Below are 26,648 nucleotides of genomic sequence, written 5' to 3' on the forward strand. Positions count from 1 at the left end.
TCATGCAAACAGGCATGTTTTGCCTACTTTCATGTTGACACGGTCACGTTTTCCGGGCCTAGCTAGAGAAAAAGGGAACGGGACGAAATGGGAGTGCGGGCTGTGAAGCCGGGCGACAGACAGGCTGAGATTCTGGCTTGCGTCGAGCGCGACGGCGAAGTCTCCGTTCCGGAACTGGCCGAGCGTTTCAGAGTCTCTGCCGAAACCATTCGCCGCGATCTGGCCCAGCTTGCGGCCACCGGTGCCCTGCAGAAGGTCCATGGCGGCGCCCGCCGTCTCCGCCTCCAGGCGGAAGGCAGTTTCGAGGAGCGCATGTCGGAGCAGTCGGCCGAAAAGGCGCTGATTGCCCGCAAGTTGCGCGGCCTGATTTCTCCCGGAGATACCGTATTCATCGATACAGGAACCACGACGCTGGCATGCGCCAAGGCGTTGGCAGATGTGCAGCGACTTACGGTCATCACCAATTCCCTGCACATCGCGCGCGTTCTGGGTGGGGGGCAGGCGCGCGTCTATTTGTTGGGAGGCATCTTCGCACCGGACAATGGCGAAACCGTCGGGCCCATGGCGCTGGAGCAGATCGCCCAGTTCCAGGCCGACTATGCCGTGATCGGCGTGGCCGCGCTCGACGCGGAAGCCGGGGCGATGGATGCCGATTTCGACGAGGCCGCGGTGGCGCGCGCTATGTGCGCGCGGGCCTCACGGACCATCGTCGTCGCCGGATCGGCGAAATTCGGAAAGCGGGCTCTGCACCGCGTGTGTCGGCTGGAGGAGATCGACACCCTCATCAGTGACCGGGCACCGGGCGATGCCTTTCAGGCAGCGCTCGACCGCGCTCGCGTCAAGCTCATCTAGCCGAAAGGCAGGCGGAAGGGAAAAGTTGCCGGAAAAATGAAGTCGCTGGTTCAGGGTTACATACGCGTCATGGACGGTCTGGCTGAATGGATCGGCCGGTTCGCCATGTGCCTCATCTACGTGATGATCGCCGTTCTGCTTTTCGACGTATTCTCGGACAAGGCGTTGGGGAAGGTCCAGAACTGGACGCTGGAGACGGCGCAGTTCACGCTAGCCGCGTTCTATTTCCTCGCCGGGCCCAAGACGCTCAAGGACGAGGGGCATGTGCGGCTCGACCTCATCTATTCGCATCTCTCACCGCGCGGGCGGGCGATCATCGACTCCATCACGATCTGGATCGTGATCTTTTACCTCGGCGTCCTGCTGTGGGGTGGAATTTCCTCGCTGCATTACTCCTGGATCACCAACCAGCGCCTCCCTTCGTTGTGGGCCCCGTCGCTGGTTCCCATCAAGGTTCTCATGAATGTCTGCATCGCGCTCATGATCCTTCAATGCATTGCCATCTTCTTCCGTGACGTGCTGCGCATCCGCGAAGGAGACGCGCGATGAGCCCCGAAGCAATCGCCCTCGTGATGTTCGCGGGCATGATTGTCCTCATGCTCACGGGCCAGCGCATCTTCGCCATGATCGGCGCCGTGGCCGCCGCTTCCGCGCTTGCGCTCTACGGCAACTCCGCCGCCGAACTGCCGTTCAACGCGGTCTTCAAGCTGTTCTCCTGGTACGCGCTGCTGACGCTGCCGCTCTTCATCTTCATGGGCCACATGATGGCCAAGTCCGGCATCGCGGAAGACCTATACCGGATGATGCACGTCTGGTGCGGAAAGCTTCCCGGCGGGCTGGCCATGGGCACGATCTTCCTCATGGTCATCATCAGTGCCATCAACGGCCTTTCGGTCGCGGGTCTTGCCATTGGTTCGGCCATCGCGCTGCCGGAGATGCTGCGGCGTGGCTATGACAAGGTGCTGATCACCGGCGTGGTGCAGGGCGGCTCGACCCTCGGCATCCTTCTGCCGCCGTCGGTGGTGATGGTGCTGTTCTCGGTGATCGCGCGCCAGCCGGTTTCCGAACTGTGGCTTGCCGGAGTGCTTCCGGGCCTGATGATGGCGGCTGTCTTCGCCATCTATGTCTACGTCCGCGTGAAGCTCAATCCGTCGCTGGCGCCGAAGCTGAGCGACGAAGAGCTCAACATGCCGCTCAGGGAAAAGATTCTTCTGCTGAAGGCGGGCATTGCCCCGGTCGTCATCTTCCTGCTGATGATCGGTCTGTTCGTGATGGGCTACACGAACCTGCTGGAGAGCTCCGCCGTGGGTGCCACGGCCGCGACGGTGGCGGCCGCCTGGAAGCGCCGGCTCAACTTCAAGCTGCTGGTCGAGGCCGCCCACGAGACCATGTCCGTCACGGCCATGTTCATGTGGATCGTGCTCGGCGCGCTGGCCTTCTCCGCCGTGTTCGACGGCATCGGAGCTGTCCGCGCCATCGAGAACATTTTCATTCACAATTGGGAGCTGTCGCCCTGGGCGGTGATCATCCTGATGCAGCTGAGCTTCATCGTGATGGGCATGTTCCTGGACGACACCGCCATGCTGGTGATCGTCGCGCCGCTCTACATTCCTCTGGTGCAGCGCCTCGATCTCGGCATCGACCACCAGATGGCCTGGTTCGGCATTCTCTACACGATCACCTGCCAGATCGCCTATGTCACGCCGCCTTTTGGATACAACCTGTTCCTGATGCGCGGCATGGCGCCCAAGGAAATCACGCTGATCGACATCTACCGGTCGATCATTCCCTTCGCGCTGATGATGGTGCTCTGCATCGTCCTGCTGATGATTTTCCCGCAGATCGCGACCTGGCTGCCAAGCTATTTCCGAGGCTGATGCTCCAAAGGAGGCTACCATGACCAACAACACTGACGACACTTCCAAGATGTCGCCGTCCGAAAGGATCCTGGCGACCCGCCGCAAGTTCCTGGCCTCCGCCGGCCTTGCGGCTCCGGCCGCGCTTGCCACCCCGGCGATCGTCCGCGCCCAGGCTCCGATCCGCTGGCGCCTGCAAACCTACGCCGGACCGTCGCTCGGCGAGCACGTGATCAAGCGCCAGGTGGACGCGTTCAACGCCGCTGCCAATGGCGAGATGGAGATCGAGCTTTACTACGCCGACCAGCTCGTGCCGACCTCGGAGCTGTTCCGCGCTCTGCAGAACGGCACGCTGGACGCCATCCAGTCGGACGAGGCCACGATGGCCGCGCCGGTCGACATCTCCGTCTTCGGCGGCTACTTCCCGTTTGCCAGCCGCTTCAGCCCGGACGTCGGCGCCATGTTCATGTACTACGGCCTCGACGAGATCTGGAAGGAAGCCTATGCCGACATCGAGAACGTGACCTACCTCTCGACCGGTGCCTGGGATCCGCTCCACATCTTCACGGTCAACAAGCCGATCCGCTCGCTCGCCGACCTCAACGGCCTGCGCGTGTTCGGCGTGCCGACCGCTGGCCGCTTCCTGTCGCGCTACGGCCTTATCCCGGTGACGGTGCCCTGGGATGACGTGGAAGTCGCGCTGCGCACGGGCGACCTGGACGGCGTGGCCTGGTGCGGCTTCACCGAGATGTACGCCATGGGCTGGGCCGACATCTGCAAATACGCGCTCGCCAACTCGATCACCGGCGCGTGGTTCGGTTCCTACTACGTCAACACCCAGAGCTGGGAGAAGGTGCCGCCGCACCTGCAGCAGCTCTACCGCAGCACGATCGACCAGTCGCACTACTACCGCCTGATCTGGTACTGGGGCGGCGAGGCGAAGCTGCGCGTCGAAGGCGAGAAGATGGAGCTCACCGAAATTCCGTCGCAGGAGTGGGCGCAGGTGGTCAAGGATGCCCAGAGCTTCTGGGACGAGGTCGCCCAGGAGAGCCCGCGCGCCGCGCGCGTCGTGGAGATCTTCAAGAAGTACGCCTCCGACATGGAGAAGGCGGGCTACCCGTACCGCTAAGGCGTCACGCCGATCGATGGGGGGGAGGACGGAGGAGGGGGCAACCCCTCCTTCTTTTCTGGGGCAGAAATATTCCCAGGGCGGCGACGGTCCGGCCCTGCCCAAACGGCAGGTGCCATCCGGCGCGAGGTACCTTTCGGGAGGGCTGTTGTCTCGCAGCCATTCGATTGACCGGAGTCTGAAACGGTCTCCGCCTCCGGCAGCGTTGTTGTCACGCTTTTCAAGCAGTATCTGAGCTCATGCCCTGGACGGTTGCGAGCGTGCCCGCGGACACCGCCTCCATTGCTCCGCAGGGCGTAAGGAAGCCCAGGCTGGGGGTGGGGTGCGCACTGCTTCTTCATCGGCAACCCCATCCGTGATGATCGCGAACGTAGCCATCAGAAGGTTGCTTCACTAAACGCGACTGCGCGAACGATGCCGCAACCCGATGTTCACCGCCCGCTTGCCGCGCATGGCGCTGTAACCGGGATCGCAGCGGCGGGACTTTGCGGCGGACTGCGTTCCCCGTTGACAGTGCGCGTCGCGCGGCGCTAAAGGCGAAGTTCCGACGCATCTGTTCCTGGATTCTCAGGCGTGCTCCCGGGCGCCGAAACATCGGAAATCCGGGACAAGCAGAAAACGTCTGGAGGGGTGGCCGAGCGGTTTAAGGCACCGGTCTTGAAAACCGGCGTGGCAGCGATGTCACCGTGGGTTCGAATCCCACCCCCTCCGCCATTTTCCCGGATGGCTCGAACATTCGATCTGTACGGCTTTCCTGAAAGCGCGGAAAGCTTACGATCCCTGCAAAACACAATCTATGCTGAGTGCTTAGCGCAATAATGGTGTATTGAAAATTGCATTGCTGCAGGTAGACTGGCGAGGACTCGGCGGGCACGGTGCGCACTTGGATGGGGCGAGGGTTATAGACTGGACGATTGGCGGTGCCATTGAGCATGGCTCGTTCCTGATGGCGATGACCGCCGTTGCGCTTTCCTGCGTCGTCGTCCTGATCAGTATTTCGGGCGTCATTGCCTACATACGCGTGAAACATCACGCCAGGCTGGCAGCAATACAGCAGGCAGACGAAACCGCGCGGGAGATAGCGGAACGGGTGACTAATCGTTACCTACTGGCCGAATTGCCTGCTATCATTGGCTCGTACCACGAACTGGGCCAGACACTGGACGGTGAGATTGCGGACCGGGTGGCAGCGACACAGCATGGTGATGAAGAATGATGCGGTATTCTGAACAGCTCGCCTTGATCCGCAAGTTCAAGTCGCATGCGCCCGTGGATGTTGAGGGCCTTGCCAATGCTCTTGGTGTGAAGGTCTCGTACGCCAATCTCCGCCCTGAAACATCCGGCATGATCGAACGCATTGGCGATGATCGCTTCCGGATCGTGGTGAATGCCAATCATCCGAGAACCCGCCAGCGGTTCACCATCGCGCACGAGCTCGGGCATTACATGCTGCATCGTCATCTTATCGGCGAGGGCATTGAGGACAACAGGGCTTACCGTAGCAGCTGCGACGGCGTCTATCGCAACCGAGAAATTGGTCCGTCTCAGGAAACGGAGGCGAACAAATTTGCGGTGAGCGTTCTGATGCCGGAACATCTCATGGCAGAGATTCGGAACAATCCGAACTATAACATTCCGGCCGCGAAAGCGCGCGCTTTGGGCGTATGCGAGCACGCATACTGTATTCGTGAAGGGCTGGACTACGAACCGAAGTATGCTCGCTGACGACGGTTCGGCTCGGTAGGTCTCCTGTTGCCCGACACGGGGAAATCGAGACCGGACGAGCATGCGATGGCGGCCGGCGTGACGCGCGTCGGCGCCCATAAAGATGCAACATGGTTAACAAAATCGAAGGATCAGGAAACATCTCAAGAATACAGAATATCCCTTTGTGCTATAACGTCTTTCCGAACTGATCGGAGACACATTGAAGCCTGACTTTTCCGAACGATTGCATCGCGTTTAAAAAGGTTACTAGGCGCGCGCCCACATTTTTGCCAGATTACGGCCACATTGGGTTTACACGGTGCTAATCAATTTGTGGGAAGGCCGACCGTACTGCCGAACTGCGGGGCAGCACCATCAAGGCAGATTTCGTTTAGGCGATTGACGAGAGAGGGAAGGCAATGGGGACGGCAATACGGCAGAGCTCAATCCTGTCGCACGCAAGACTCATCGGCATCGCACTCCTCGCCGCATCGCTCGCGGCCTGTTCCGGCAACAGCGGCGGCAAGCATTCCAGCCGCAGCAAGGAATATTTTCCTGAATCGAAATATGGTGTGAAGGCGAGCCCGCGCGTCGCCCACGCAAAGTCGAAACTGCCACGCGGCGGCGGCCGCTACCAGGTCGGCAAGCCCTACAAGATCAAGGGCAACTGGTTTCACCCCAAGGAAGATCCGAACTACAAGGCCGTCGGCGTCGCCTCCTGGTATGGCGATGCGTTCCACGGCCGTCTGACCGCCAATGGTGAAATCTACGACATGACTCACCTGACGGCGGCGCATCCGACCCTGCCGCTTCCCAGCTATGCCCGGGTCACAAATCTCGAGAACAATTCGTCGGTGGTGGTCCGCATCAACGACCGCGGCCCGTTCGAGAAGAACCGCCTGATCGACCTGTCGCGCCGCGCCGCGGAGCTGCTCGGCTTCCATCAGAAGGGTTCGGCCAAGGTGAAGGTCGAATATGTTGGCCCGGCGCCGCTGCACGGCCAGGATGACGCCTTCCTGATGGCGTCTTACCGGCCCGGCGGCCGCGCTCCCGATCCGTCGGACGGCCTGCCGACCGGCGTGATGCTCGCCATGAACGGCCCCACACCGACCCCAGCCGCGCAGGCGCGGGCAGTTGCCGATCCGATCTCGGCAGTCATCAATTCCGCGCCCGTGGCAGCGCAGGCGGATCCGGCGTTTTCCGCGTTCCAGCAGCCGTCGGACGTGGGCATTGCCCTTCCGGCGTCCGCGCCCATTCCGCAGATGCGTCCCGAAACCTACGCGGTCGCCGCATTGTCCTATGCCGAGCAGCGCGTGAGCGCGGCCTTCAGCGTGTTCGAGCCGATCCTTGCCGAGAAGAAGGCGCCGGTGGCGCAACAGGCCCCCGCCAACCTTGCCTCTGGCGCAGGGAAGGCGGAGTACGTCAACCTCGGTGTCTGGTCCTCCATTCGCGAGACGGAGGCTGTTGTGAAGTCGCTCTCGCACTACGGCCGCATTGAAGTCGAGCCGGCCGGTGCCACGGAGGTGGCCCTTACGCTTGCAAGGGGCGAGGGGATCGACATTGACGATGCGCTGCGAGCCGCCTGGGCGGCGGGCGCCACGGACGCCTTCATCGTTCGGGAGTAGGGCGCAGCGGTCAGGCGCCGGGAGGCATCGGACGGGGATCAGACCGCGGCCCAGCGCGGGCGCATCCGTCCCGGAGGCCTGTCGGTGCACGATGCGCAACACAATTGTGGCTGTCGCCGCCACCGGAAAGTGATCCGCTCCAACCCAATCCCTATATTGTGAGCTGCCTCGATTCGGCATAGGCTTGATTTCTCAAGTGCGTGGGAGGCATCCAGTTGTTCCGCATCACTGCCATCGCGGCTTTGCTGGTCGTTGCAACAGGATCGATCGCGCAGGCTGATCTCGTCGAAACCACAGCGAAACGCATCCACATCGTCGACGCCGACAGCGGCCTGGTGCTGCTTTCCCGCGGGGCGGACGAACCGTTTCCGCCGGGCTCCTTCGCCAAGCTGATGACAGCAGAGATCGTGTTCCATGCGCTGGAAGAGGGTCGGCTTTCGCCGGATACCGAATTCCAGGTCTCCGAACACGCCTGGCGCACGGGCGGCGCGCCGTCCCGCACGGCCACGATGTTCGCCAAGGTGAAGTCCTCCGTTTCCGTCGCCGATCTGCTGCAGGGCCTGACGGTGCAGATGGCCAATGATGCGGCCATTGTGCTCGCCGAAGGCATGAAGGGTTCCGAGGAAGCCTTCGCGCAGGCGATGAACGAACGCGCGAAGGAATTGGGCCTCAAGAACACGCATTTCGTGAACCCGACCGGCCTGCCGGCGCAAGGCCATCATGTCACCGCGCGGGACATGACCGCGCTCGCGATGCACCTGTGGCGGGCCTATCCGGAACGATATGCGCTTTTCTCCCAGCCGGCCTTCGAGTGGAACAGGATCTTCCAGCGCAACAAGAACCCGCTCATCAACCTCAACATCGGCGCGGACGGCCTGATGACCGGCTTCGCCGAGGGCTACGGCTTTTCAGTCGTGGCATCCGCCAGCAACGGCGAACGGCGGGTGTTTGCCACCATCGCGGGCCTCGAGACCGAAGCCGAGCGTGTCGAGGAAGCGCGCAAGCTCCTGCAGTGGGCTCTCGATGGGTTCACCAAACGGCAGATGTTCGCCGCCCACCAGAAGGTCGGCGAGGCGGACGTCTATGGCGGCGAGAAGAAGACGGTCGGCCTGCGGGTCGGCGATGCAGTGTCCGTGCTTGCACCGGTTGATGATCAGTCCGCGCTGCATGTCCGGATCGTCTACCAGCGTCCGCTGCCGGCCCCCATTCGGGAGGGCGACGTGGTCGGCGAGCTGCAGGTCTGGGTGGGCGACACGCTGAGCAGCCGCGCCGACCTCTACGCCGCCGAAACGGTGGAGTACGGCACGCTCAGCCAGCGTGCTTTCGGCGCCGTGGCCGAGCTGCTGGTCGGCTGGCTGCGGCAGCTCTCCTGGGACCGCGTGGAAGCAAAGATGAAGGCTGTCGCTAAGACGCCATCTTAATTTCGTTGTTTAACAGTATGAATTCAAAGCGACTTATGGCGTCGGCGAACTGTATTGCCGCCGGTTTTGACCGTTTGACGGGTTCATCGAAACCCGCCGCGCCGCGAATGCTCTTCGCCTCATCTCCATCGTGAGCGTGTCGACGGATGCGCTTGTCGAGGGATAAGGCGTCGGAAAACGAAGAACATTCGGTGCCCTGAATCCTTAACCCTTCGACGGGCTCGGGGTGAGGGTAACAGCGACCGGCCACGAACGAAGTCCATGTCACCAGTAAAATTCCGAAAGGCCCTGTTCAAACCGGCTCTCCGCCCAGCCTCACCGCCGAGGTCATCCCGCGACCAGCGTTTCGGAAATGTGTGAACTGCTTTAGACTTCAGCCGATTCAACCTCGGTGGACCTCGCTCCGCGCGGTGCTATAAGAGGTCCAGGACAGCAAACACCGGACGGTCAGCTTGCGGGGATTTTTCATCACGTTTGAAGGCGGGGAGGGCGCAGGAAAGTCGACCCAGATTCGCCGCCTGCAGGAGCATTTGCAGCAGCAGGGCCACAGGGTCGTCGTGACGCGTGAGCCGGGCGGCTCGCCCGGCGCGGAAGCCGTGCGCCATGTGCTGCTTTCGGGCGCTGCCGAGCCATTCGGCCCGGAGATGGAGGCGGTGCTGTTCGCGGCCGCCCGCCTCGACCATGTCCAGCAGGTGATCCGTCCGGCGCTGGAAGAGGGGGCCGTGGTGCTCTGCGACCGTTTCATCGACTCCACCCGCGCCTACCAGGGCACCACGAAAGGGTTGAGCAAATCCTTCCTGGCCGCGCTGGAGAGGGCCGCCGTCGGCGACACGATGCCGGACCTGACCGTCATCCTAGACATCGATCCGGAGATTGGCCTCCAGCGCGCGTCGGCGCGGCGGGGGGAGGGCAGCGTCGACCGCTTCGAGAAGGACACGCTCGCCGTCCACCAGAAGCGCCGCAAGGCGTTTCTCGACATCGCCAAAGCCGAACCGGAACGCTGCGTGGTGATCGACGCGAGCCGCAGCGCGGATGCGGTCGCCGCATACGTCCTTGAGGCGGTGCAGAAGGCCATGCAGAAGCGCTGGCATCTGGCGGAAGAGGGCGGCAAAGGCCCCGGGCCCCGGAAACATCGCAAGCAGAAGAGACATGCCGATGTATGAGCGTCTTGCGCCGGAACAGTACGACTCCCTGACCGACATTCCGGAGCCGGTGGAGAACCCGCATCTCTTCGGGCACGAGGACGCGTTGCGGCTGGTCGCCGCCGCATACCGCAGCGGCAAGATGCACCATGCGCTGATGGTGACCGGCCCGCGTGGTATCGGCAAGGCCACCTTCGCCTTCCATCTGGCGCATTACCTGTTCCGCCATCCCGATCCGCTGGCTGCGCCGGAGATGCCCGGCATTGACACGGAAAGCCAGGCCTTCCGGCTTGCCGTGCGTGGCGCCCATCCGGGACTGCTGCACCTGTCGCGCCCCTGGGTCGAGAAGGACAAGCAGTTCCGCACTGCCATCACCGTGGAAGAGATCCGAAGGATCGGCCGCTTTCTCTCGATGACGCCGCCTGATGGCGGCTGGCGCGTGGTTATCGTCGATCCGGCCGACGACATGAACGTGAGCGCGGCCAATGCGCTGCTCAAGAACCTCGAGGAGCCGCCGCCCCGCACGCTGTTCGTGCTGGTCACCCATTCCCCGGGAAGCCTGCTGCCAACAATCCGCTCGCGATGCCACGTGATCCGGCTGAAGCCACTGGAACCGGCTCTGCTCGAACGGGTGCTGGGCCTCCTGGGCGCACCGGCGCCCGAGGATCCGCAGGCCCGCGCCTTCCTTATCGATCAGGCGGAGGGCAGCGTCCGCAAGGCGGTGCTGCTCACCCAGTTCGGCGGTCTGGAGATTGCCTCGGCCATCCAGGACATCCTGCGCGCTCCGCGCCTGGACGTCGTGGCCAGCCACCGGCTGGCGGATGCGCTCGCCGGAAGGGATTCCCAGGTGCAGTACGATCTGTTCAATCAGTTGGTGCTTGACCTCGCGGCCAGTGCGGCGGTACGCGCAGGCGAGGCGAACCAGGTGCTGCTTGCCGAGAAATTTGCCCGGCTGTGGGAAGAGCTCGCGCAGCGGATGCGGGACGCGGACACGTTCAACCTCGACCGCAAGCAGCATGCGCTCAACGTGCTTCGGCAGCTTCATCAGGCCATGCAGGACGCGAAAGCCGCCTGAAACGCGCCGCACGCGACGCATGGCAATCTTGATCACAGTGCGCTATCTGGGCGCTAAGAGCAGTATTGGACGTAATCTATGGCACGCGATACCTTCTATCTGACCACGCCCATCTTCTACCCCAACGGCAAGCCGCACATCGGCCACGCTTACACGGTCATCGCCAGCGACACGCTCGCCCGCTTTCAGCGCCTGAACGGCAAGGAAGTCTTCTTCCTGTCGGGCACGGACGAGCATGGCCTGAAGATGCAGCAGACGGCGGACAAGGAAGGGATCACGCCGAAGGAGCTGGCCGACCGCAACAGCGCCGTGTTCCGCGAGATGATCGCCATGCTTGGCGGCTCCAACGACGACTTCATCCGCACGACCGAAGAGCGGCACTACAAGGCCTGCCAGGAGATCTGGCGCCGCATGGCCGCCAACGGCGACATCTACCTCTCGCGCTACAGTGGCTGGTACTCGGTGCGCCAGGAGGCCTATTTCGACGAGAGCGAGACGACCGTGGGCGAGGACGGCATCCGCCGCGAGCCGCTCGGCTCTCCCGTCGAGTGGAACGAGGAGGAAAGCTATTTCTTCCGCCTCTCCAAGTACCAGGACAAGCTGCTCGAGTATTACGAGAAAAACCCGGACTTCATCGGCCCGGCCGAGCGCCGCAACGAAGTGATCAGCTTCGTCAAGTCCGGCCTCAAGGACCTGTCGATCTCGCGAACCACCTTCAATTGGGGCGTGCCGGTACCGGGCGACGAGAAGCACGTCATGTACGTGTGGGTCGACGCGCTCACCAACTACATCACCGCCGCCGGTTTCCCCGACGAGAACGCTGAACGCTGGCGCTTCTGGCCGGCTGACGTCCACATCATCGGCAAGGACATTGTCCGCTTCCACGCCGTCTACTGGCCGGCCTTCCTGATGTCGGCGGGCATCGGACTGCCGAAGCGCGTCTACGCGCACGGCTTCCTGTTCAACCGCGGCGAGAAGATGTCGAAGTCCGTCGGCAACGTGGTCGATCCGTTCAAGCTCGTCGAGCATTATGGCCTTGATCAGGTGCGCTATTTCTTCCTGCGCGAGGTACCGTTCGGCCAGGACGGCAGCTACAGCCATGAGGCGATCGTCAACCGCATCAACGCCGACCTTGCCAACGACCTTGGCAACCTTGCGCAGCGTTCGCTGTCGATGATCGCAAAGAACTGCGAGGGCAAGGTGCCCGAATACGGTGCCTTCTCCGACGCCGACAGGGCGATCCTCGACCAGGCCGAAGCCGCGCTCGCCACCGCCCGCGAGGCGATGGACCGCCAGGCGATCAACGTCGCCCTCAACGCCGTTTTCGATGTGGTGTCTGAGGCCAACCGCTATTTCGCCGCGCAGGAGCCCTGGGCCCTGCGCAAGACCGATCCCGCCCGCATGGGCACGGTTCTCTTCACCACGGCTGAAGTGCTGCGCCGCGTCGGCATTCTGTGCCAGCCTTTCATCCCGAACGCGGCGGCCAGGCTGCTCGACATCCTCGCCGTGCCCGCCGACAAGCGCAGCTTCGCCGAAATCGCGACCGACCGCATGCTGGTGCCCGGCACCGCGCTTCCCAGCCCGCAACCGATCTTCCCGCGCTATGTGGAGGTCGAGAACACGGCGGCGGGGGTTGAGGGATGATGCTGGTCGACAGCCACTGCCATCTGGACTTTCCGGACTTCGAGGCGGAGCGTGACGCGGTGATCGGTCGCGCCCGTGAGGCTGGCGTCGGGCTGATGGTCACGATCTCGACCCGCGTGCGCCAGTTCGACCGCATCCGCGCGATCGCCGAGGCTTACGAAAACGTCTTCTGCACGATCGGCACCCATCCGCATAACGCGGAGGAGGAGGCCGGCATTCCGGCGAGCGAGCTGGTGAAAATCGCCACTAGCCATCCGAAGGTGGTCGGCATCGGCGAGGCGGGTCTCGACTACTTTTACGACAAGGCTCCGCGCGACCTGCAGGCCCAGGGCTTTCGCGCCCACATCGAGGCAGCGCGGGAAACCCGGCTGCCGCTCGTCATCCACGCCCGCCAGGCGGACGAGGACGTGATCCGTATCCTCGATGAGGAAACGGGGAAGGGGGCCTTCCCCTTCATCCTGCACTGCTTCTCCTCCGGGCCAGAGCTTGCCCGCAGGGGCGTCGAGCTTGGCGGCTATGTGTCCTTCTCCGGTATCCTCACCTTCAAGAACTCGCAGGAGATCAGGGATATAGCGAAAACCGTGCCCACGGATCGCCTTCTGGTCGAGACGGATGCGCCCTACCTTGCGCCGGTTCCCTTCCGCGGCAAGCGCAATGAACCCGCCTTCGTGGCGAAGACGGCGGCCGTGCTGGCCGATACCATCGGTGTGACGGCGGAAGAGATCGCGCGGATCACGACAGAGAACTTCTTCCGCCTGTTCACCAAGGTTCCAAGGGAGCTCGCGAGGGAAATCTGAGCATGTCCGACCGACTGCGGCTCACCATCCTCGGGTGCGGCTCGTCGCCGGGCGTGCCGCGCATCACGGGCGAATGGGGCGCCTGCGATCCGTCCAATCCGCGCAACCGGCGCCTTCGCGCCTCCGCACTCGTCGAGCGCATCCGGCCGGATGGGGCAAAGACCACCGTCGTCATCGACACCGGCCCCGATTTCCGCGAACAGATGATCCGCGCCGGCGTGAAGCGGCTGGATGCCGCAGTCTATACCCATCCGCACGCCGACCACATCCACGGCATCGACGACCTGCGCGGCTACGTTCAGGTGCAGCGCAAGCGCATGGATGTCTATGCGGACGACGCGACCATGGCGCGTCTTATCGAGGGCTTCGGCTATTGCTTCGAGACACCGCCAGGCAGCGACTATCCACCGATCCTCACCGGGCACCGGATCGAGCACTACGTGCCGTTCACGATCGACGGGGACGGGGGGCCGCTCACCTTCCTGCCCCTGCCGCATCAGCACGGGCTCATCCATTGCCTGGGCTTCCGCATCGGGCCGTTCGCCTACTGCTCGGACATCAACGATTTCTACCCGCAGTCCCTGCCGCATCTGCAAGGTCTTGAACTGCTGGTGATCGGCGCGCTCCAATACGCACCGCACCCGAACCATCTGTCGCTGAAGGAAGCGCTCGAGTGGATCGAGCGGCTGAAGCCTGAACGGGCCGTGCTTACCCACATGCACGTGCCGCTGGACTACCGGGCCGTGCAGGATGCGACGCCGGATCATGTCGAACCGGCCTACGACGGCCTGGTGATCGAAACCACCATTCCATCTGATTGCATTCCATCCAATTGATTGAACAACAGGGAGGGGAACCCGTGTCGAAGAGCATCAATCGTGTCATTGCCGCGGCCAACGCCGCCGGACTGCCCATCGAGGTGAAGCGCATGGGCGAGTCCACCCGGACCGCGGAGGAAGCCGCCCAGCAGTGCGGCTGCGCGGTGGATCAGATCGTGAAGTCGCTGGTTTTCGCGGGGGAACAGTCGGGCAGGCTCTATCTGTTCATGGTGCGCGGCTCGAAGATGCTCGACCTGCACAAGGCGCAGACCCTGGTGGGAGAGCCGCTTTCGCGTGCCGATCCGCGCCGCATCCGTGAGGAGACGGGCTTTGCCATCGGCGGCGTGTCGCCGCTCGGCCATCCGGAGACCGTCCGCCGCTATGCGGACAAGGGCCTGACCGAGTACGAGTTCGTCTGGGCCGCCGCCGGCGCGCACGACGCCGTGTTCCAGGCCGAGCCTAACGCGCTCATCAAGGCCGCCGGCGCCGCTGTCGCGGAAATCGCGTCCTAGCGCGGTCGCGGAAAGGTGGGGACCGGTCTCCGTCTGGAACTTCCGAGAAATACATGGCTGAGAGCGGTCAGGGTTTTCCTCAAGATCTGAATTGCCCTGGCCGCTGACACCTGCAGGTCGCGGCAGCTTACCCGCGACCAATCGTTCCGCGCTCGAAGACGCCGCTGTGTCCGGATCGAGACTCATGTAAATTTTGCCGGTCTTTCGCAAGCCTCACGCACACGGACAACAATGAAAGCTCTGGAACTGCTGATCGAACGGACCATCCTGTCCGCGCGCTGGATCCTGGTGGTGTTCTACATCGGCCTGGCGGTCGCGCTGGGCGTCTACGCCGTTTCCTTCCTCTTCAAGCTCGGCAAGGTGGCCGCCCACTTTTTCGAGTACAACGAGGAAAGCATGATTCTCGCGATGTTGGGTCTGATCGATGCCACCCTGGTCGGCGGCCTGATCGTGATGGTCATGATTTCCGGCTACGAGAACTTCGTCGGCCGCTTCGAGGACGCCGAGAACGAGGAGATTTCCTGGCTCGGCAAGCTCGATACCGGCAGCCTCAAGATCAAGGTCGCCTCGTCCATCGTCGCCATCTCCTCGATCCACCTGCTGCAGATCTTCCTCGATGCCGAGAAATACGACTCCACGCATCTCATGTGGGTCACGCTCATGCACCTGACCTTCGTGGTCTCGGCGCTGCTGCTCGGCTTCCTCGAAAAGATCATGAAGACGCACCACTGACGGGAAAACGCCATCGAGGCCATGCCACGGCCGCCGGAAGCGCTCCGACGGCTTTCTTGTTGGGGCAGGGGCGGATCTGTGCAAGCCTCACCCAGGCAAACGAAAAGGGCCGGACAGGCCGGCCCCTCAATCGACGGTATCTTCCCGCCTATCGCATCACGCAGAAGCGGCGCTCTCCGCCATAGGTGACGTACGTGCCCGTCTGCGGATCGAACGACCGGTACTTCTGCGAGCAGTAACGGTACCACTCGGGAGACCACGGCTCGCCCGGGCGCGCATACTGGCCCGGCGGCGGCGGAGGCGGATTGTTGCTGGAGTTCACCGCGCCCGCAATGGCGGCACCGGCAATTGCGCCCAGCACTCCGATCGCCAGATCCCGGCCGGCGTCGTGCTTGTGATGATGCGGTGGCCGCGGGGGATGCGGCGGACGTGGCGGCGGGGGCGGATAGGGAGGCCGCGGATGGTGCGCCGGAGGCGGCCCGGGCGGAAATGGCGGACGATGGTGCTTGCTCTGCGCCAGAGCCGGCGATGCTGCTGCAACCAGCATCGTGGCGACCAGGAAGGATGAAAGGGCCTTCTTCATGACGGTTCCCCATGTTGATAGTTGTTAGCTTATCGGAAAGCCGATGAACGCGCAATGAATGCCGTTAGCCAGCTACTTTGCTTGGCCGCTGCGATTGGGATCGGTGTGCGCGTCACCGGCGTCCGTCATCGCGGGCGATTCAGAGTTCCGCCCGGCCGGTCGCGTGCGCTGTTGCGTGTTCCACCGCGGACATTTCAACCCATAGCCGAAGCGGAAAGCCAATGCCCCGAAGCGATTTGACTTGCAGGCCCCGGGACAAACCGGATCAAATTCCATGGTGAATCGCCGTCAGGCCAGGCGGGAGGGCCGGGTCCGCCGGGACAGGGACAAGGGCAGGGGGCTCCCAGCCCGAACCAGGGAGCAGATTGCATGACGATTTCCCACGCGTCCGCGCTGGCGGCCCGCGGCAGGCGACCGCTCGTGGCCACCGACCGGAAGGCAGAGGCGCTCCCCCGGCCGCAGCGCCGGCTTCGGTGAGGGAGGACCCATGCTGCCGGAACGCGATACGACAACGGCTTCGGGTGCGGGGAACCTGCACCGGTTCATCAGCGCGCTCGGCGCGGCGCAGATCTGCTCGTGGGGTACGCTCTTTTACGGCTTTCCGGTTATCGCCGAGGCGATGCGGGCCGATCTCGGCTGGACGAAGACGGAGCTCTACGGCGCCGCCACCTGCGGCATGCTGTTGGCGGGCGTCGCGGCCTATCCCGTGGGAGCGGCGATCGACAGGGGCCACGGACGCGCGCTGATGACCAGCGCGTCTGTCACGGCAGGGCTTCTGCTGGCCGCCTGGTCGCAGGTGACGGACATTGCCGCGTTCTACGCGGTTCTCACGCTTCTGGGCTGTATGCAGGCCGCCACACTCTACGAGCCGGCGTTCGCCGTCATCGCGCGTCGGGTCGGGCCGCTGGAGGCCCGCAGGGGCATCACTGTCCTCACGCTCTGGGGTGGCTTCGCGAGCACCGTGTTCATTCCGGTGATCCAGCTGCTCATCGACGCCCATGGCTGGCGCGGCGCGCTGCTCTGGATGGCGGCCGTGAACATCTTCATCTGCGGCGGTCTCTATTTCTTCGCCATCGACCCGGGCCGGGATATTGCAGCCCGCATTCTTAGCACCGATCCCGCCGGTCCTGTCACGGGGCGCGCGGCCGTCGCCTCGGCGATGAAGAAGCCCGCGTACTGGGGTCTGATGATCGCCTGGATTTCCTATGCGGCGGCATTCTCGTCACTGACCTACCATTTCTATCCGCTGCTGCTCGAGCGCGGTCTGGATGCCTCGGGCGTGGTTACGGTCCTGGCGGTCATCGGTCCGGCTCAGGTTGCCGGCCGGGTGATCGTCAGCACCATCGCGTCGCGAGCGCCCGTGCGCCGTGTCGGATCGGTCATCATGGCAATTTTTCCGCTGACGGTCATCGGATTTGCCTATGCGCCGCCGCAAGTGATCGCTCTTGCCGGGATCGCGGCTGTCTACGGCGCAGCCAACGGGATCGCGACGATCGTCCGGGGGCTTTCCGTGCCGGAGATGGTCACGCGGCAAGCCTACGGTTCTGTGAACGGCTCGCTCGTGGCGCCGATGAACATCATGCAGGCCGCGGCGCCTTTGATCGCGGCGCTTATCTGGCAGGCCAGCGGCGGATACGGTGCTGTGCTGGCGGCGATCCTCGCAGCGTCGCTCATTCTGTGCGCGGGCTTCTGGTTCGCCGCTTACAAGGCTGAGGTCAAATGAAACTCCGGCGTCGTTTTGCCTTTCGTCGCATCCGGCAAACGGCGCGCTTCCCGTGCATGTTTGGGCCGGCAAACCAGGTTCTTGAAGCGGATTAAGACGGACGGAACCGCATTTGCCCGCACCTGCATCCACACAACAGTTCCATAATCTATATTATGCGATTTTTGGAATGATGGATTTCTCGCTGTCTTCGCGTACGGCTACATGGCTTCCCTGCTGGATCTTCCGGAGCGAAGGTCGTGGTTCTTCGGTAGCCTGAAAGGTTTCTTCGGTAGCCTGAAAGATGTCCTTGTTTCCAGCGCACGGAGCCTTCCTGCTCAGCCGCGTCGTGCTGCGTCGATAGCGGCGACGTCGATCTTGCGCATTTGCATCATGGCCTGAAACGCGCGCTGCGCTTCGCCGCCGCCAGCGGCCATGGCTTCCATCAGCGTGCGCGGAATGATCTGCCACGAGATGCCCCAGCGGTCCCGGCACCAGCCGCACTCCCGTTCTTCGCCGCCGTTGGCGACGAGCGCATTCCAGTAGCGGTCCGTTTCCTCCTGATCCTCGGTGTAGATCTGAAACGAAAACGCCTCGTTGTGCTGGACCGTTGGGCCGCCATTGAGCCCGATGCACGGAATGCCGGCGACCACGAATTCGACCATGATCACGTCGCCCTGCTGGCCGGATGGATAATCTCCCGGCGCGCGATACGTCCGGACCATACGGCCGTCCGGAAAGACTTCCGCATAAAAGTTGGCCGCTTCCTCTGCGTCCTTGTCGTACCAGAGGCACACGGTGGTCTTTGCGAGCGTCATGGGCGTTTCTCCGTTCGCTGTCCGGCACTCTGCTTCCGCTTTCGCCGGACAGATGTGCAACGTGCCCTCACCGCCCTCACCCGTTATGGTTAACGCCGAAATGGAGCGATCATGAGGCGGAAAACCTGCGCGAACACCGCCTGCGGAAGCCCGTCGACAATAAAGCGGATACGTTTGTTGTGCGAAGTTACCGTTCCAAGTGCCCGCCATATGGTGACATTTCCATCCAACTTGGCTAAGTTACGCGCGTCGTGGGCCGATCAGGCCCGCCTGTCTGCGGGAGAGAGCAGCCTTGAGCTGCCGCCGAAGGGGAAGCGCCCGGAAATCTCTCAGGCAAAGGAACCGTAGGCAGGTTAGACACTCTGGAAAGTCGGAGACACGGGTCTCCGCGCCGAAGGTGTAAGCATCGGACGCGTTTCGCTTCGATGCGAGTCTCTCAGGCTTCCGACAGAGGGGCACTCGACATGTCGTCATTCGACGCCATGAGTGTGACTCTGGAGGCTAAATGAGCAACGTTGACACTGGTCGGCACCTGCCACTCGAAGCTCTTCACATCGCGGCTGGAGCGAAGTTCGGCGGTTTCGCCGGCTGGAACATGCCCATCACCTACCCTGCTGGCGTGATGAAGGAGCATCTTCACACGCGCGAGAAGGCGGGACTGTTCGACATTTCCCACATGCAGCTGTTTCTGGTTGAGGGAGCCGGGGCTGCCACGTTCCTTTCCTTCGTCTGCCCGCTCGATGCGTCCGCCATCGGCATCGGCAAGTGCAAGTACACCATGCTGCTGAACGACAAGGCGGGCATTATCGACGACCTCATCATCACCCAGCTTTCGCCCACGCGCTTCATGGTGGTCGCCAACGCCGGCAATGCCGCGAAGGATGAGGCGCATTTCCGCACCAACGCGGGCAATTTCGACGTCACGATTGAAGCCCTGCCCCGCGTGCTGATTGCGCTCCAGGGGCCGGACGCCGAGTCGGTGCTGACGAACGCAGGGCTCGATCTTTCCACCCTCACCTTCATGACCGCCACCGAACCCAGACCCGGCTGGTTCGCCTCGCGCTCGGGCTATACCGGCGAGGACGGCTTCGAGGTGGCGATGCCGATTGAGGAGGCGGAAGCCTTCGTCGCGAAGATCCTCGCCGACGAGCGGGCCATGTGGATTGGCCTGGCCGCGCGCGACAGCCTCAGGCTCGAAGCCGGCCTCTGCCTGCACGGCCAGGACATTGACGAGACCACCGATCCGGTGATGGCCGGCATTCTCTGGGCCATTCCGAAGCCGGTTCGCGAGTCGGGCAACTTCATCGGCGCCGATGCGCTCCGCGCCATCATCGCGGCAGGAGCCAAGGAGAAGCGCGTCGGCCTGAAGCCGGTCGGCCGCCAGCCGGTGCGCGCCGGCGCTCCGATCCTCGACGCCGTCGGCAACACGGTCGGCCGTGTCACCTCGGGCGGCTTCGGCCCCTCCGTCGGCCACCCGGTCGCGATGGGCTATGTCGCGAAGGAACTTGCCGAGCCCGGCACCACCCTTTTCACGGAAGTGCGCGGCAACCGCCTCGAATTGCAGGTTGCCCCCCTTCCCTTCACGCCACACCGCTACCGCAAAGGATAAGGCAGCATGAGCAAGACCTACTTCACCTCTGACCATGAGTGGATCCGTCTCGAGGGAGACGTCGCCGTCGTCGGCATTACGGATTACGCCCAGGAGCAGCTCGGCGATCTCGTCTTCGTGGAGCTCCCGGAGACTGGCCGCCAGGTCACGAAGGGCGATGCGGTTGTCGTCGTGGAGTCGGTGAAGGCCGCTTCCGACGTCTATTCGCCGGTGGACGGCGAGATCACCGAGGTGAATACCGCGCTCTCGAGCGATCCGGCGCTGGTCAACTCCGCCCCCATGGGTGACGGCTGGCTGTTCAAGATGAAGCTCAGCAATCCAGCCCAGCTCGACGAGCTGATGGACGAAGACGCCTACAAGGCAACGCTCTGAGGTTTCGGCCGGCGCGGACTCCCCTTCCCCTTGCCCGGGCCGGTTTTCCCCTCTTTCACGAGAAGCAGACATGACCAACGGCACCAAACCATCCTTCCTCGCCCGTCATATCGGTCCCCGAGATGCGGACGTGAAGGCCATGCTTGCCGCGCTCGGCGTCCCCTCGATGGAAACGCTGATCGCGCAGGCCGTACCGAAATCCATCCGTTTTGAAGCCGAGCTCGATCTTCCGGCGCCGGTGAGCGAGGCGGAAGCCCTTGCGGAGCTCTCCGCGCAGATGAACCGCAATGTGGTGATGAAGAGCCTGATCGGACAGGGCTACTACGGCACCCACGTCCCGGCGGTCATCCAGCGCAACATGTTCGAGAACCCGGCCTGGTACACAGCCTACACGCCCTACCAGTCGGAGATCAGCCAGGGCCGTCTGGAAATGCTGTTCCATTTCCAGACGCTGGTGACGGAACTTACCGGCCTGCCGGTCGCCTCCGCCTCCCTGCTCGACGAAGGCACCGCCGCGGCCGAGGCCGTTGGCATCGCCTGGCGCCATCACCGTTCCAAGCGCAACCGCGTTGTCATCGCCGGCGAGCTGCATCCGCAGACGCGCGACGTGATCGAGACCCGCGCCGATCCTCTCGGCATCGAGGTCGACACCGGCGCGGTCGACGATGACACCTTCGCTGTCGTGATTTCGTGGCCGGACACCTATGGCGTGTTCCGTGACTACGGCGAGATCATTGCGGCGGCCAAGGCGATCGACGCGATCGTCATCTTCGTCGCCGATCCCCTCGCCCTGCTCCTGTCGAAGTCTCCGGCCGAGCTTGGTGCGGAAGTGGCTGTTGGCTCCATGCAGCGCTACGGCGTGCCGATGGGCTTCGGCGGCCCGCACGCCGCCTACTGCGCCGTCTCCGACCGTCTGACGCGCATCATGCCGGGCCGCATCGTCGGTCAGTCGGTCGACGCCCACGGCCGCCCGGCCTATCGTCTTGCGCTTCAAACCCGCGAGCAGCACATCCGCCGCGACAAGGCGACCTCCAACATCTGCACCGCGCAGGCCCTGCTCGCCAATATGGCCGCTGCCTATGCCATCTGGCACGGTCCCGAGGGCCTCACGGCCATTGCCGAGCGGGTCCACCGGCTGGCGCAGCGTCTGCTTGCCGCCGTGAAGGTCGCCGGCCTCGAAGTTGCCGGCGACGCCATCTTCGACACCGTAACCATTACGCTAAAATCTGACGCCAACGCGTTGATAGAAAATGCGAAAGAGCGCGGCTACCTGCTTCGCAAGGTGGACGATCACACCGTCGGCATCAGTTTTGATGAGACCACGACCGAGGAAGACCTCAAGGTGGTTGCGGAGCTGCTTGGCGTTTCCGTACCGGATCAGGTGGACGTGAAGTTCACGCCGCGCGGCAAGGGCTTCCTCACCCAGCCGGTGTTCCACGCCAACCGCTCGGAAACGCAGATGATGCGCTTCCTGCGCAGCCTCGCCGACAAGGATCTCGCGCTCGATCGCGCCATGATCCCGCTCGGCTCCTGCACAATGAAGTTGAACGCCGCGGCCGAGATGCTGCCCGTGAGCTGGCCGAAGGTCGCCAACCTGCATCCCTTCGCGCCTGCCGAGCACACGGAAGGCTACCGGAAGCTTACGAGCGACCTGGAGTCCTGGCTTGCCACGATCACTGGCTTCGATGCCGTGTCGCTGCAGCCGAACGCTGGCAGCCAGGGCGAGTATGCGGGCCTGCTCGCCATCCGCGGCTACCACCAGTCGCGGGGCGAGACGCACCGCGACATCTGCCTGATCCCCTCCTCAGCCCACGGTACCAATCCCGCCTCGGCGGCCATGGCAGGCATGAAGGTGGTGGTCGTCCGCTGCACGGACCACGGCGACATCGACCAGAATGATCTCAAGGCCAAGGTGGAGCAGTACAGCGCCAACCTGGCAGCCCTGATGATCACCTATCCGTCGACGCATGGCGTGTTCGAGGAAGGTCTGAAGGACATCTGCTCGCTGGTGCACGAGCACGGCGGCCAGATCTACTTCGACGGCGCCAACCTCAATGCGCTGGTGGGCCTTGCCCGACCCGGCGACATCGGCGCCGACGTCTGCCACATGAACCTGCACAAGACCTTCTGCATCCCGCATGGCGGTGGCGGTCCCGGCGTCGGCCCGATCGGCGTGAAGTCGCACCTTAAGCCCTTCCTGCCAGGTCACGTGTCGCTGGGCAGCGGCAAGGCGGTCGCCTCCGCGCCGTTCGGCAGCGCCTCGATCCTGCCGATCACCTGGATGTACATCCGCATGATGGGCGGCAAGGGCTTGAAGGCGGCGACGGAGCATGCGATCCTCAACGCCAACTACATCGCCGAGCGGCTCAAGGACCACTATCCTGTGCTCTATCAGGGCCGCAACGGCCGCGTGGCGCACGAGTGCATCCTCGACACGCGCGTGCTCAAGGAGACGGCCGGCATCACCGTCGAGGACGTCGCCAAGCGCCTCGTCGACTTCGGCTTCCACGCGCCGACCATGTCCTGGCCGGTGGCGGGCACGCTGATGGTCGAGCCCACCGAGTCCGAGCCGAAGGAAGAACTCGACCGCTTCTGCGAGGCCATGATCGCCATCGCCGAAGAGGCCAAGCGCGTCGCCGACGGCCAATGGCCGAAGGATGACAACCCGCTCGTCAACGCCCCGCACACGGCGGCGGAGCTGCTAGCCGGCGAGTGGACCCATCCTTATAGCCGTGCCGAGGCGGCCTTCCCCTCCGGCAGCATGGACTGGGCCAGCAAGTACTGGCCCCCCGTCTCCCGCGTGGACAACGTGGCAGGCGACCGCAACCTCGTCTGCGCCTGCTCGCCGGTGGAGGCTTACGCAAGCTGACCTGGTAATCCGGCTGAGCGGACATGAAGATGGCGGGCCCGGTGCCCGCCGTTTTCGATGCGGAGATTGTCCGCAGGTACACATGTCGGAACCACGCCGTTACGGAAACGACGCCTGCAGCGCCGTCAATGCTGATTCCGGTTTGCTCGCCCAAACAGGCGACTAGGAACCTCCCCCGCCCCCCCGGATCGCCCGACTGGCTTTTCTCTCCGCCCGGGGCTATCCATAGGCCAAGGGAGGAACCATGCTGCAGAAGAGCCACGAACTGGCCGAACAGCGTCGGCCGGATGACATTCACGCCTGGATACGTCTCGGCATCTGCCTGATTTTCGGCACTGTCTGCGGTGTCGGCATGTGGTCCATGGTCGTCGTGCTGCCGGCGGTGCAGGCGGATTTCGGAGTCCAGCGGGCCGATGTGTCGCTCGCCTTCGGCACGACCATGGTGGGGTTCGGGCTGGGCAACGCCTTCATCGGCCGCTACGTCGACCGCTTCGGCACCACGGTTCCGTTGCTCATGGGCAGCCTTCTGCTCGGAGGTGGCTACCTCCTGTCGTCCTACGCCATGTCCTACACCACCTTTGCGCTTCTGCAGGTGGCGGTGGGACTCGGCGCGGCATCGGGCTTCGGTCCCATCATCGCGGACATATCGCACTGGTTCGTGCGCCGGCGCGGCATCGCCATGGCCACGGCCGCCACCGGCAACTACATCGCCGGTGCGGTCTGGCCCACGATCATCGAGACGATCATGTCGGCCTCCGGATGGCGGACGGCGTTCTTTACCATCGGCATCGTCTGCATGTGCCTGATGATCCCGCTCGCGCTGCTGCTGAGGGCCAGGCCCCCGCTCGCGCATACGGCGGAGGTCAACCAGCCCAGGCTCGCCACCCGCTTCGCGCCGCGGACGCTTCAGCTCATCCTCGCCCTGGCGGGCATCGCCTGTTGCGTGGCGATGGCGATGCCGCAGGTGCACATCGTCGCCTATTGCGTCGATCTTGGCTTCGGTGTCGCGCGCGGCGCTGAAATGCTGTCACTGATGCTGTTCGGCGGCATCTTCAGCCGCCTCGCCTTTGGCCTCCTGTCCGACCGGATCGGCGGTGTGCGGACATTGCTGGTGAGTTCCACGCTGCAATGCGCTGCGCTGATTCTCTACCTGCCCTTCGACGGCCTGACGTCGCTCTATATCGTCTCGCTGATCTTTGGCCTGTCACAGGGCGGCATCGTGTCCACCTACGCGCTGATCATCCGCGAATACCTGCCCGCTCGTGAGGCAGGACAGCGCGTCGGCCTGGTGATCCTCGCGACCGTGGTCGGCATGGCGTTGGGCGGCTGGATGTCCGGCTGGATCTATGACGTCACCGGTTCCTACACCGCCGCCTTCCTCAACGGAATCGCCTGGAACATCCTGAACATTGCCTTGATGCTGCTGATCCTGTCCGGCAATGTCCGGAGCCCGCGCGTGGTGGCCGCGCAGTAGGAGGGGTGACCGTTCCGCGCGCAGCTCCGGAAACCGTTACGGGTACGCCTGGCAATCGTCTCAGAGAAGTCCGTACCACCAGGTTGCGAGACCCAGGAAGGCGAAGAAGCCGACCACATCCGTGATGGTCGTCAGGAAAACGGCGGAGGCCACGGCCGGGTCGATGCCGAGACGGTCGAGCAGCATCGGGATCAGGATCCCGGCGAGTGCGGCTGTGAACATGTTGACGACCATTGCGCTCGCAATGATTCCGCCGATGGTCACGCTGTCGAACCACAGGCCCGCCACGGTGCCGATCAGGGTCGCGAAGATCAGGCCGTTCAGGAGACCGACGCCAATCTCGCGTCGGATGACGCGGGCGGCGTTGTGCAAACCAAGGTTTCCCGTCGCGAGCGCGCGTACGGTCACGGTCATGGTCTGGGATCCCGCGTTGCCGCCCATGCCTGCAACGATCGGCATAAGCACCGCCAGCGCCACGACGGCCTGAATGGTGTCGTCGAAGAGACTGATGATGGAGGCAGCGAAAAAGGCCGTGACCAGGTTGATCATCAACCAGGGCACGCGCGAACGGCTCGTCGCCAGCACCGAGTCCGAAAGCTCCTCGTCGCCGACGCCGCCAAGGCGCATGAGGTCTTCCTCGGCCTCCTGGGTGATGACATCCACCACGTCGTCAATGGTGAGCACGCCGACCAGTCTGTGGTTTTCATCCACCACGGCTGCGGATAGCAGGTCGTACTGCTCGAAGATCTGCGCGGCCTCTTCCTGGTCCATGGTGGCCGGGATGGCATGGGGTGACTCGCGCATGATCTCCTCGATCTTGACCGCGCGTTGGGTGCGCAGGATGCGGTCGAGATCGACGGCGCCCACCAGCCGGAAGGTCGGATCGACGACGAAGATCTGCGAGAAGCTGTCCGGCAGGTCGCGGGACTCCCGCATGTAGTCGATGGTCTGGCCGACCGTCCAGAACGGCGGAACGGCCACGAACTCCGTCTGCATGCGGCGGCCCGCCGTCTCTTCCGGATAGTTCAGCGAGCGGCGAAGCCGCACGCGCTCGGTGAACGGCAGCAGGGCGAGGATCTCGTCCTGGACCTCGGGGGCCAGGTCTTCGAGAATGTAGACCGCGTCGTCGGAGTCGAGTAGCTGGAGGGCCTTGGCGATCTGCGCGTTGGGAAGCGCCTCGATGATTTCGCGGCGGATCGAGTCGTCGACCTCGGTCAGCGCCGTGAAATCGAAGGTCTCGCCCATGAGGTTGACCAGCTCGCGGCGCTGCTCGGGATCCAGGGCCTCGATAAGGTCGCCGATTTCGGACTGGTGCAGGTGACCGACATCGCGAAGAAGCGTCTCGGTGTCCCCGGCGGCGATCGCGTTCGCCACATGCGCAAGGAAGGAGGAGGAGACAGCCCCCTCCTCATTGTAGATCCCGGTGGAGACCTGTCCCGCCGCTACCATTTCCGTTGCCTGGTCGTGCGGTTCAGTCAATGGCCTTCTCCCCGCTGGACATGGATCTCTGCAGGCATTCCGTTGAGGCTACCTGACACGGGCCGCGGAACCGTTTCCGCACGTCAATTGAAATTCCCCGCCGCCGGTGCGTTTCGTGGCCGCAAGGGAGCATCACACCTGGCGGTAGCCACGCAGTTCGGATCTTGCTGAAACCCTGAACCGCTTCCAGAACCTGTCTGGCAGCAGTTCCGGACGGAAAGCCGGTTCCCACTTTTCCTGAACTGCTCTACCGCGTCGCCTGACCAAGATCAAAGGGCAAGTAAAACCATTCCGGCAAGATTCACAAAATCGTTGCCAAAACAACACTGTAATCGCGTTGGGAGATAACCGTGCTCCGGTGGCTCGGCTTCCCCATGGCCCGGAATCGAAGGGAAAGGCGACCGCCACTCCCCGCGCGAGCAATCGGTTCGT

The 26,648-nt window shown here is 63.6% G+C and carries 23 protein-coding genes, 1 tRNA gene and 1 riboswitch; of the genes, 21 read left to right on the plus strand and 3 right to left on the minus strand.

Annotated elements, in window-relative coordinates:
- Positions 1-87: 87 nt before the first annotated feature.
- The 16 genes from ABD906_RS14460 to ABD906_RS14535 all read left to right on the plus strand — a co-directional run bounded on the left by ABD906_RS14460 (position 88) and on the right by ABD906_RS14535 (position 15,310).
- Positions 88-852, plus strand: coding sequence for a DeoR/GlpR family DNA-binding transcription regulator (locus ABD906_RS14460; RefSeq protein ID WP_345100223.1), 765 nt, complete (start codon positions 88-90; stop codon positions 850-852).
- Between the two features lie 36 nt (positions 853-888).
- On the plus strand, positions 889-1,401 hold the full coding sequence (locus ABD906_RS14465) for a TRAP transporter small permease subunit (protein ID WP_345100225.1): 513 nt from the start codon (positions 889-891) through the stop codon (positions 1,399-1,401).
- The gene (locus ABD906_RS14470) at positions 1,398-2,729 is read left to right on the plus strand and encodes a TRAP transporter large permease (protein ID WP_345100227.1); all 1,332 of its coding nucleotides are present in this window, start codon (positions 1,398-1,400) and stop codon (positions 2,727-2,729) included. The genes ABD906_RS14465 and ABD906_RS14470 overlap by 4 nt, the downstream gene beginning before the upstream one ends.
- 19 nt (positions 2,730-2,748) lie before the next feature.
- On the plus strand, positions 2,749-3,837 hold the full coding sequence (locus tag ABD906_RS14475; RefSeq protein WP_345100229.1) for a type 2 periplasmic-binding domain-containing protein: 1,089 nt from the start codon (positions 2,749-2,751) through the stop codon (positions 3,835-3,837).
- Between the two features lie 624 nt (positions 3,838-4,461).
- Positions 4,462-4,551 (plus strand) — tRNA-Ser (locus ABD906_RS14480).
- Between the two features lie 112 nt (positions 4,552-4,663).
- Complete coding sequence (locus ABD906_RS14485; protein ID WP_345100231.1) at positions 4,664-5,053, plus strand: hypothetical protein; 390 nt, start codon at positions 4,664-4,666, stop codon at positions 5,051-5,053.
- Complete coding sequence (locus ABD906_RS14490) at positions 5,050-5,562, plus strand: ImmA/IrrE family metallo-endopeptidase (RefSeq protein WP_345100233.1); 513 nt, start codon at positions 5,050-5,052, stop codon at positions 5,560-5,562. The genes ABD906_RS14485 and ABD906_RS14490 overlap by 4 nt, the downstream gene beginning before the upstream one ends.
- 401 nt (positions 5,563-5,963) lie before the next feature.
- A complete protein-coding gene (locus tag ABD906_RS14495) occupies positions 5,964-7,169 on the plus strand; it encodes a septal ring lytic transglycosylase RlpA family protein (RefSeq protein ID WP_345100235.1) in 1,206 nt (401 codons plus the stop codon).
- 209 nt (positions 7,170-7,378) lie between these two features.
- Positions 7,379-8,590, plus strand: a complete 1,212-nt coding sequence (locus ABD906_RS14500; protein ID WP_378188124.1) for a D-alanyl-D-alanine carboxypeptidase family protein — start codon at positions 7,379-7,381, stop codon at positions 8,588-8,590.
- A 452-nt stretch (positions 8,591-9,042) separates the two neighbouring features.
- The gene (gene tmk, locus ABD906_RS14505; RefSeq protein ID WP_345100239.1) at positions 9,043-9,753 is read left to right on the plus strand and encodes a dTMP kinase; all 711 of its coding nucleotides are present in this window, start codon (positions 9,043-9,045) and stop codon (positions 9,751-9,753) included.
- Positions 9,746-10,807, plus strand: coding sequence for a DNA polymerase III subunit delta' (locus ABD906_RS14510; RefSeq protein WP_345100241.1), 1,062 nt, complete (start codon positions 9,746-9,748; stop codon positions 10,805-10,807). Before tmk ends, ABD906_RS14510 begins: the two co-directional genes overlap by 8 nt.
- A 78-nt stretch (positions 10,808-10,885) precedes the next feature.
- Positions 10,886-12,451, plus strand: a complete 1,566-nt coding sequence (gene metG, locus ABD906_RS14515; protein ID WP_345100243.1) for a methionine--tRNA ligase — start codon at positions 10,886-10,888, stop codon at positions 12,449-12,451.
- Positions 12,451-13,248 carry a TatD family hydrolase gene (locus tag ABD906_RS14520; RefSeq protein ID WP_345100487.1) on the plus strand — a complete coding sequence of 266 codons (798 nt, stop codon included), beginning with the start codon at positions 12,451-12,453 and terminating at the stop codon, positions 13,246-13,248. The genes metG and ABD906_RS14520 overlap by 1 nt, the downstream gene beginning before the upstream one ends.
- Positions 13,249-13,250: 2 nt before the next feature.
- Entirely contained in the window at positions 13,251-14,084 is an 834-nt protein-coding gene (locus ABD906_RS14525) for an MBL fold metallo-hydrolase (protein ID WP_345100245.1), read from the plus strand.
- 23 nt (positions 14,085-14,107) lie between these two features.
- Complete coding sequence (locus tag ABD906_RS14530) at positions 14,108-14,578, plus strand: YbaK/EbsC family protein (protein ID WP_345100247.1); 471 nt, start codon at positions 14,108-14,110, stop codon at positions 14,576-14,578.
- Positions 14,579-14,809: 231 nt separating this feature from the next.
- On the plus strand, positions 14,810-15,310 hold the full coding sequence (locus tag ABD906_RS14535) for a TIGR00645 family protein (protein ID WP_345100249.1): 501 nt from the start codon (positions 14,810-14,812) through the stop codon (positions 15,308-15,310).
- A gap of 148 nt (positions 15,311-15,458) precedes the next feature.
- Here ABD906_RS14535 and ABD906_RS14540 read toward each other — a convergent pair whose 3' ends face one another.
- Complete coding sequence (locus ABD906_RS14540; RefSeq protein ID WP_345100250.1) at positions 15,459-15,893, minus strand: BA14K family protein; 435 nt, start codon at positions 15,891-15,893, stop codon at positions 15,459-15,461.
- Between the two features lie 487 nt (positions 15,894-16,380).
- Between ABD906_RS14540 and ABD906_RS14545 the strand changes: the two genes are divergently transcribed.
- Positions 16,381-17,616, plus strand: a complete 1,236-nt coding sequence (locus ABD906_RS14545) for an MFS transporter (RefSeq protein WP_345100252.1) — start codon at positions 16,381-16,383, stop codon at positions 17,614-17,616.
- A gap of 317 nt (positions 17,617-17,933) precedes the next feature.
- Here ABD906_RS14545 and ABD906_RS14550 read toward each other — a convergent pair whose 3' ends face one another.
- Positions 17,934-18,413 carry a VOC family protein gene (locus ABD906_RS14550; RefSeq protein WP_345100254.1) on the minus strand — a complete coding sequence of 160 codons (480 nt, stop codon included), beginning with the start codon at positions 18,411-18,413 and terminating at the stop codon, positions 17,934-17,936.
- A gap of 267 nt (positions 18,414-18,680) precedes the next feature.
- Positions 18,681-18,768: riboswitch (glycine riboswitch) on the plus strand.
- A gap of 150 nt (positions 18,769-18,918) precedes the next feature.
- On the opposite strand from ABD906_RS14550, the gene gcvT reads away from it, so the two are divergent.
- The 4 genes from gcvT to ABD906_RS14570 all read left to right on the plus strand — a co-directional run bounded on the left by gcvT (position 18,919) and on the right by ABD906_RS14570 (position 24,737).
- Complete coding sequence (gene gcvT / locus ABD906_RS14555) at positions 18,919-20,022, plus strand: glycine cleavage system aminomethyltransferase GcvT (protein ID WP_345100256.1); 1,104 nt, start codon at positions 18,919-18,921, stop codon at positions 20,020-20,022.
- Positions 20,023-20,028: 6 nt separating this feature from the next.
- Positions 20,029-20,394, plus strand: coding sequence for a glycine cleavage system protein GcvH (gene gcvH, locus ABD906_RS14560; RefSeq protein WP_345100258.1), 366 nt, complete (start codon positions 20,029-20,031; stop codon positions 20,392-20,394).
- A 70-nt stretch (positions 20,395-20,464) separates the two neighbouring features.
- On the plus strand, positions 20,465-23,263 hold the full coding sequence (gcvP, locus tag ABD906_RS14565; protein ID WP_345100260.1) for an aminomethyl-transferring glycine dehydrogenase: 2,799 nt from the start codon (positions 20,465-20,467) through the stop codon (positions 23,261-23,263).
- A 244-nt stretch (positions 23,264-23,507) separates the two neighbouring features.
- Positions 23,508-24,737 (plus strand): MFS transporter, encoded by a 1,230-nt coding sequence (locus ABD906_RS14570; RefSeq protein WP_345100262.1) that lies wholly within the window; start codon positions 23,508-23,510, stop codon positions 24,735-24,737.
- Positions 24,738-24,797: 60 nt separating this feature from the next.
- On the opposite strand, the gene mgtE is transcribed toward ABD906_RS14570, so the two are convergent.
- Complete coding sequence (gene mgtE / locus ABD906_RS14575) at positions 24,798-26,186, minus strand: magnesium transporter (protein ID WP_345100489.1); 1,389 nt, start codon at positions 26,184-26,186, stop codon at positions 24,798-24,800.
- Positions 26,187-26,648: the final 462 nt, after the last annotated feature.

It is taken from the genome of Chelativorans composti, assembly GCF_039541695.1.
Lineage (GTDB): Bacteria > Pseudomonadota > Alphaproteobacteria > Rhizobiales > Rhizobiaceae > Chelativorans > Chelativorans composti.

Bases quoted from the DNA above. Each gene is read 5' to 3' on its own strand.
- ABD906_RS14460 (WP_345100223.1), top strand. From the start codon at position 88: ATGGGAGTGCGGGCTGTGAAGCCGGGCGACAGACAGGCTGAGATTCTG.
- ABD906_RS14465 (WP_345100225.1), top strand. From the start codon at position 889: ATGAAGTCGCTGGTTCAGGGTTACATACGCGTCATGGACGGTCTGGCT.
- ABD906_RS14470 (WP_345100227.1), top strand. From the start codon at position 1,398: ATGAGCCCCGAAGCAATCGCCCTCGTGATGTTCGCGGGCATGATTGTC.
- ABD906_RS14475 (WP_345100229.1), top strand. From the start codon at position 2,749: ATGACCAACAACACTGACGACACTTCCAAGATGTCGCCGTCCGAAAGG.
- ABD906_RS14490 (WP_345100233.1), top strand. From the start codon at position 5,050: ATGATGCGGTATTCTGAACAGCTCGCCTTGATCCGCAAGTTCAAGTCG.
- ABD906_RS14495 (WP_345100235.1), top strand. From the start codon at position 5,964: ATGGGGACGGCAATACGGCAGAGCTCAATCCTGTCGCACGCAAGACTC.
- ABD906_RS14510 (WP_345100241.1), top strand. From the start codon at position 9,746: ATGTATGAGCGTCTTGCGCCGGAACAGTACGACTCCCTGACCGACATT.
- metG (WP_345100243.1), top strand. From the start codon at position 10,886: ATGGCACGCGATACCTTCTATCTGACCACGCCCATCTTCTACCCCAAC.
- ABD906_RS14520 (WP_345100487.1), top strand. From the start codon at position 12,451: ATGCTGGTCGACAGCCACTGCCATCTGGACTTTCCGGACTTCGAGGCG.
- ABD906_RS14525 (WP_345100245.1), top strand. From the start codon at position 13,251: ATGTCCGACCGACTGCGGCTCACCATCCTCGGGTGCGGCTCGTCGCCG.
- ABD906_RS14535 (WP_345100249.1), top strand. From the start codon at position 14,810: ATGAAAGCTCTGGAACTGCTGATCGAACGGACCATCCTGTCCGCGCGC.
- ABD906_RS14540 (WP_345100250.1), bottom strand. From the start codon at position 15,893: ATGAAGAAGGCCCTTTCATCCTTCCTGGTCGCCACGATGCTGGTTGCA.
- ABD906_RS14545 (WP_345100252.1), top strand. From the start codon at position 16,381: ATGCTGCCGGAACGCGATACGACAACGGCTTCGGGTGCGGGGAACCTG.
- ABD906_RS14550 (WP_345100254.1), bottom strand. From the start codon at position 18,413: ATGACGCTCGCAAAGACCACCGTGTGCCTCTGGTACGACAAGGACGCA.
- gcvT (WP_345100256.1), top strand. From the start codon at position 18,919: ATGAGCAACGTTGACACTGGTCGGCACCTGCCACTCGAAGCTCTTCAC.
- gcvH (WP_345100258.1), top strand. From the start codon at position 20,029: ATGAGCAAGACCTACTTCACCTCTGACCATGAGTGGATCCGTCTCGAG.
- gcvP (WP_345100260.1), top strand. From the start codon at position 20,465: ATGACCAACGGCACCAAACCATCCTTCCTCGCCCGTCATATCGGTCCC.
- ABD906_RS14570 (WP_345100262.1), top strand. From the start codon at position 23,508: ATGCTGCAGAAGAGCCACGAACTGGCCGAACAGCGTCGGCCGGATGAC.
- mgtE (WP_345100489.1), bottom strand. From the start codon at position 26,186: ATGGTAGCGGCGGGACAGGTCTCCACCGGGATCTACAATGAGGAGGGG.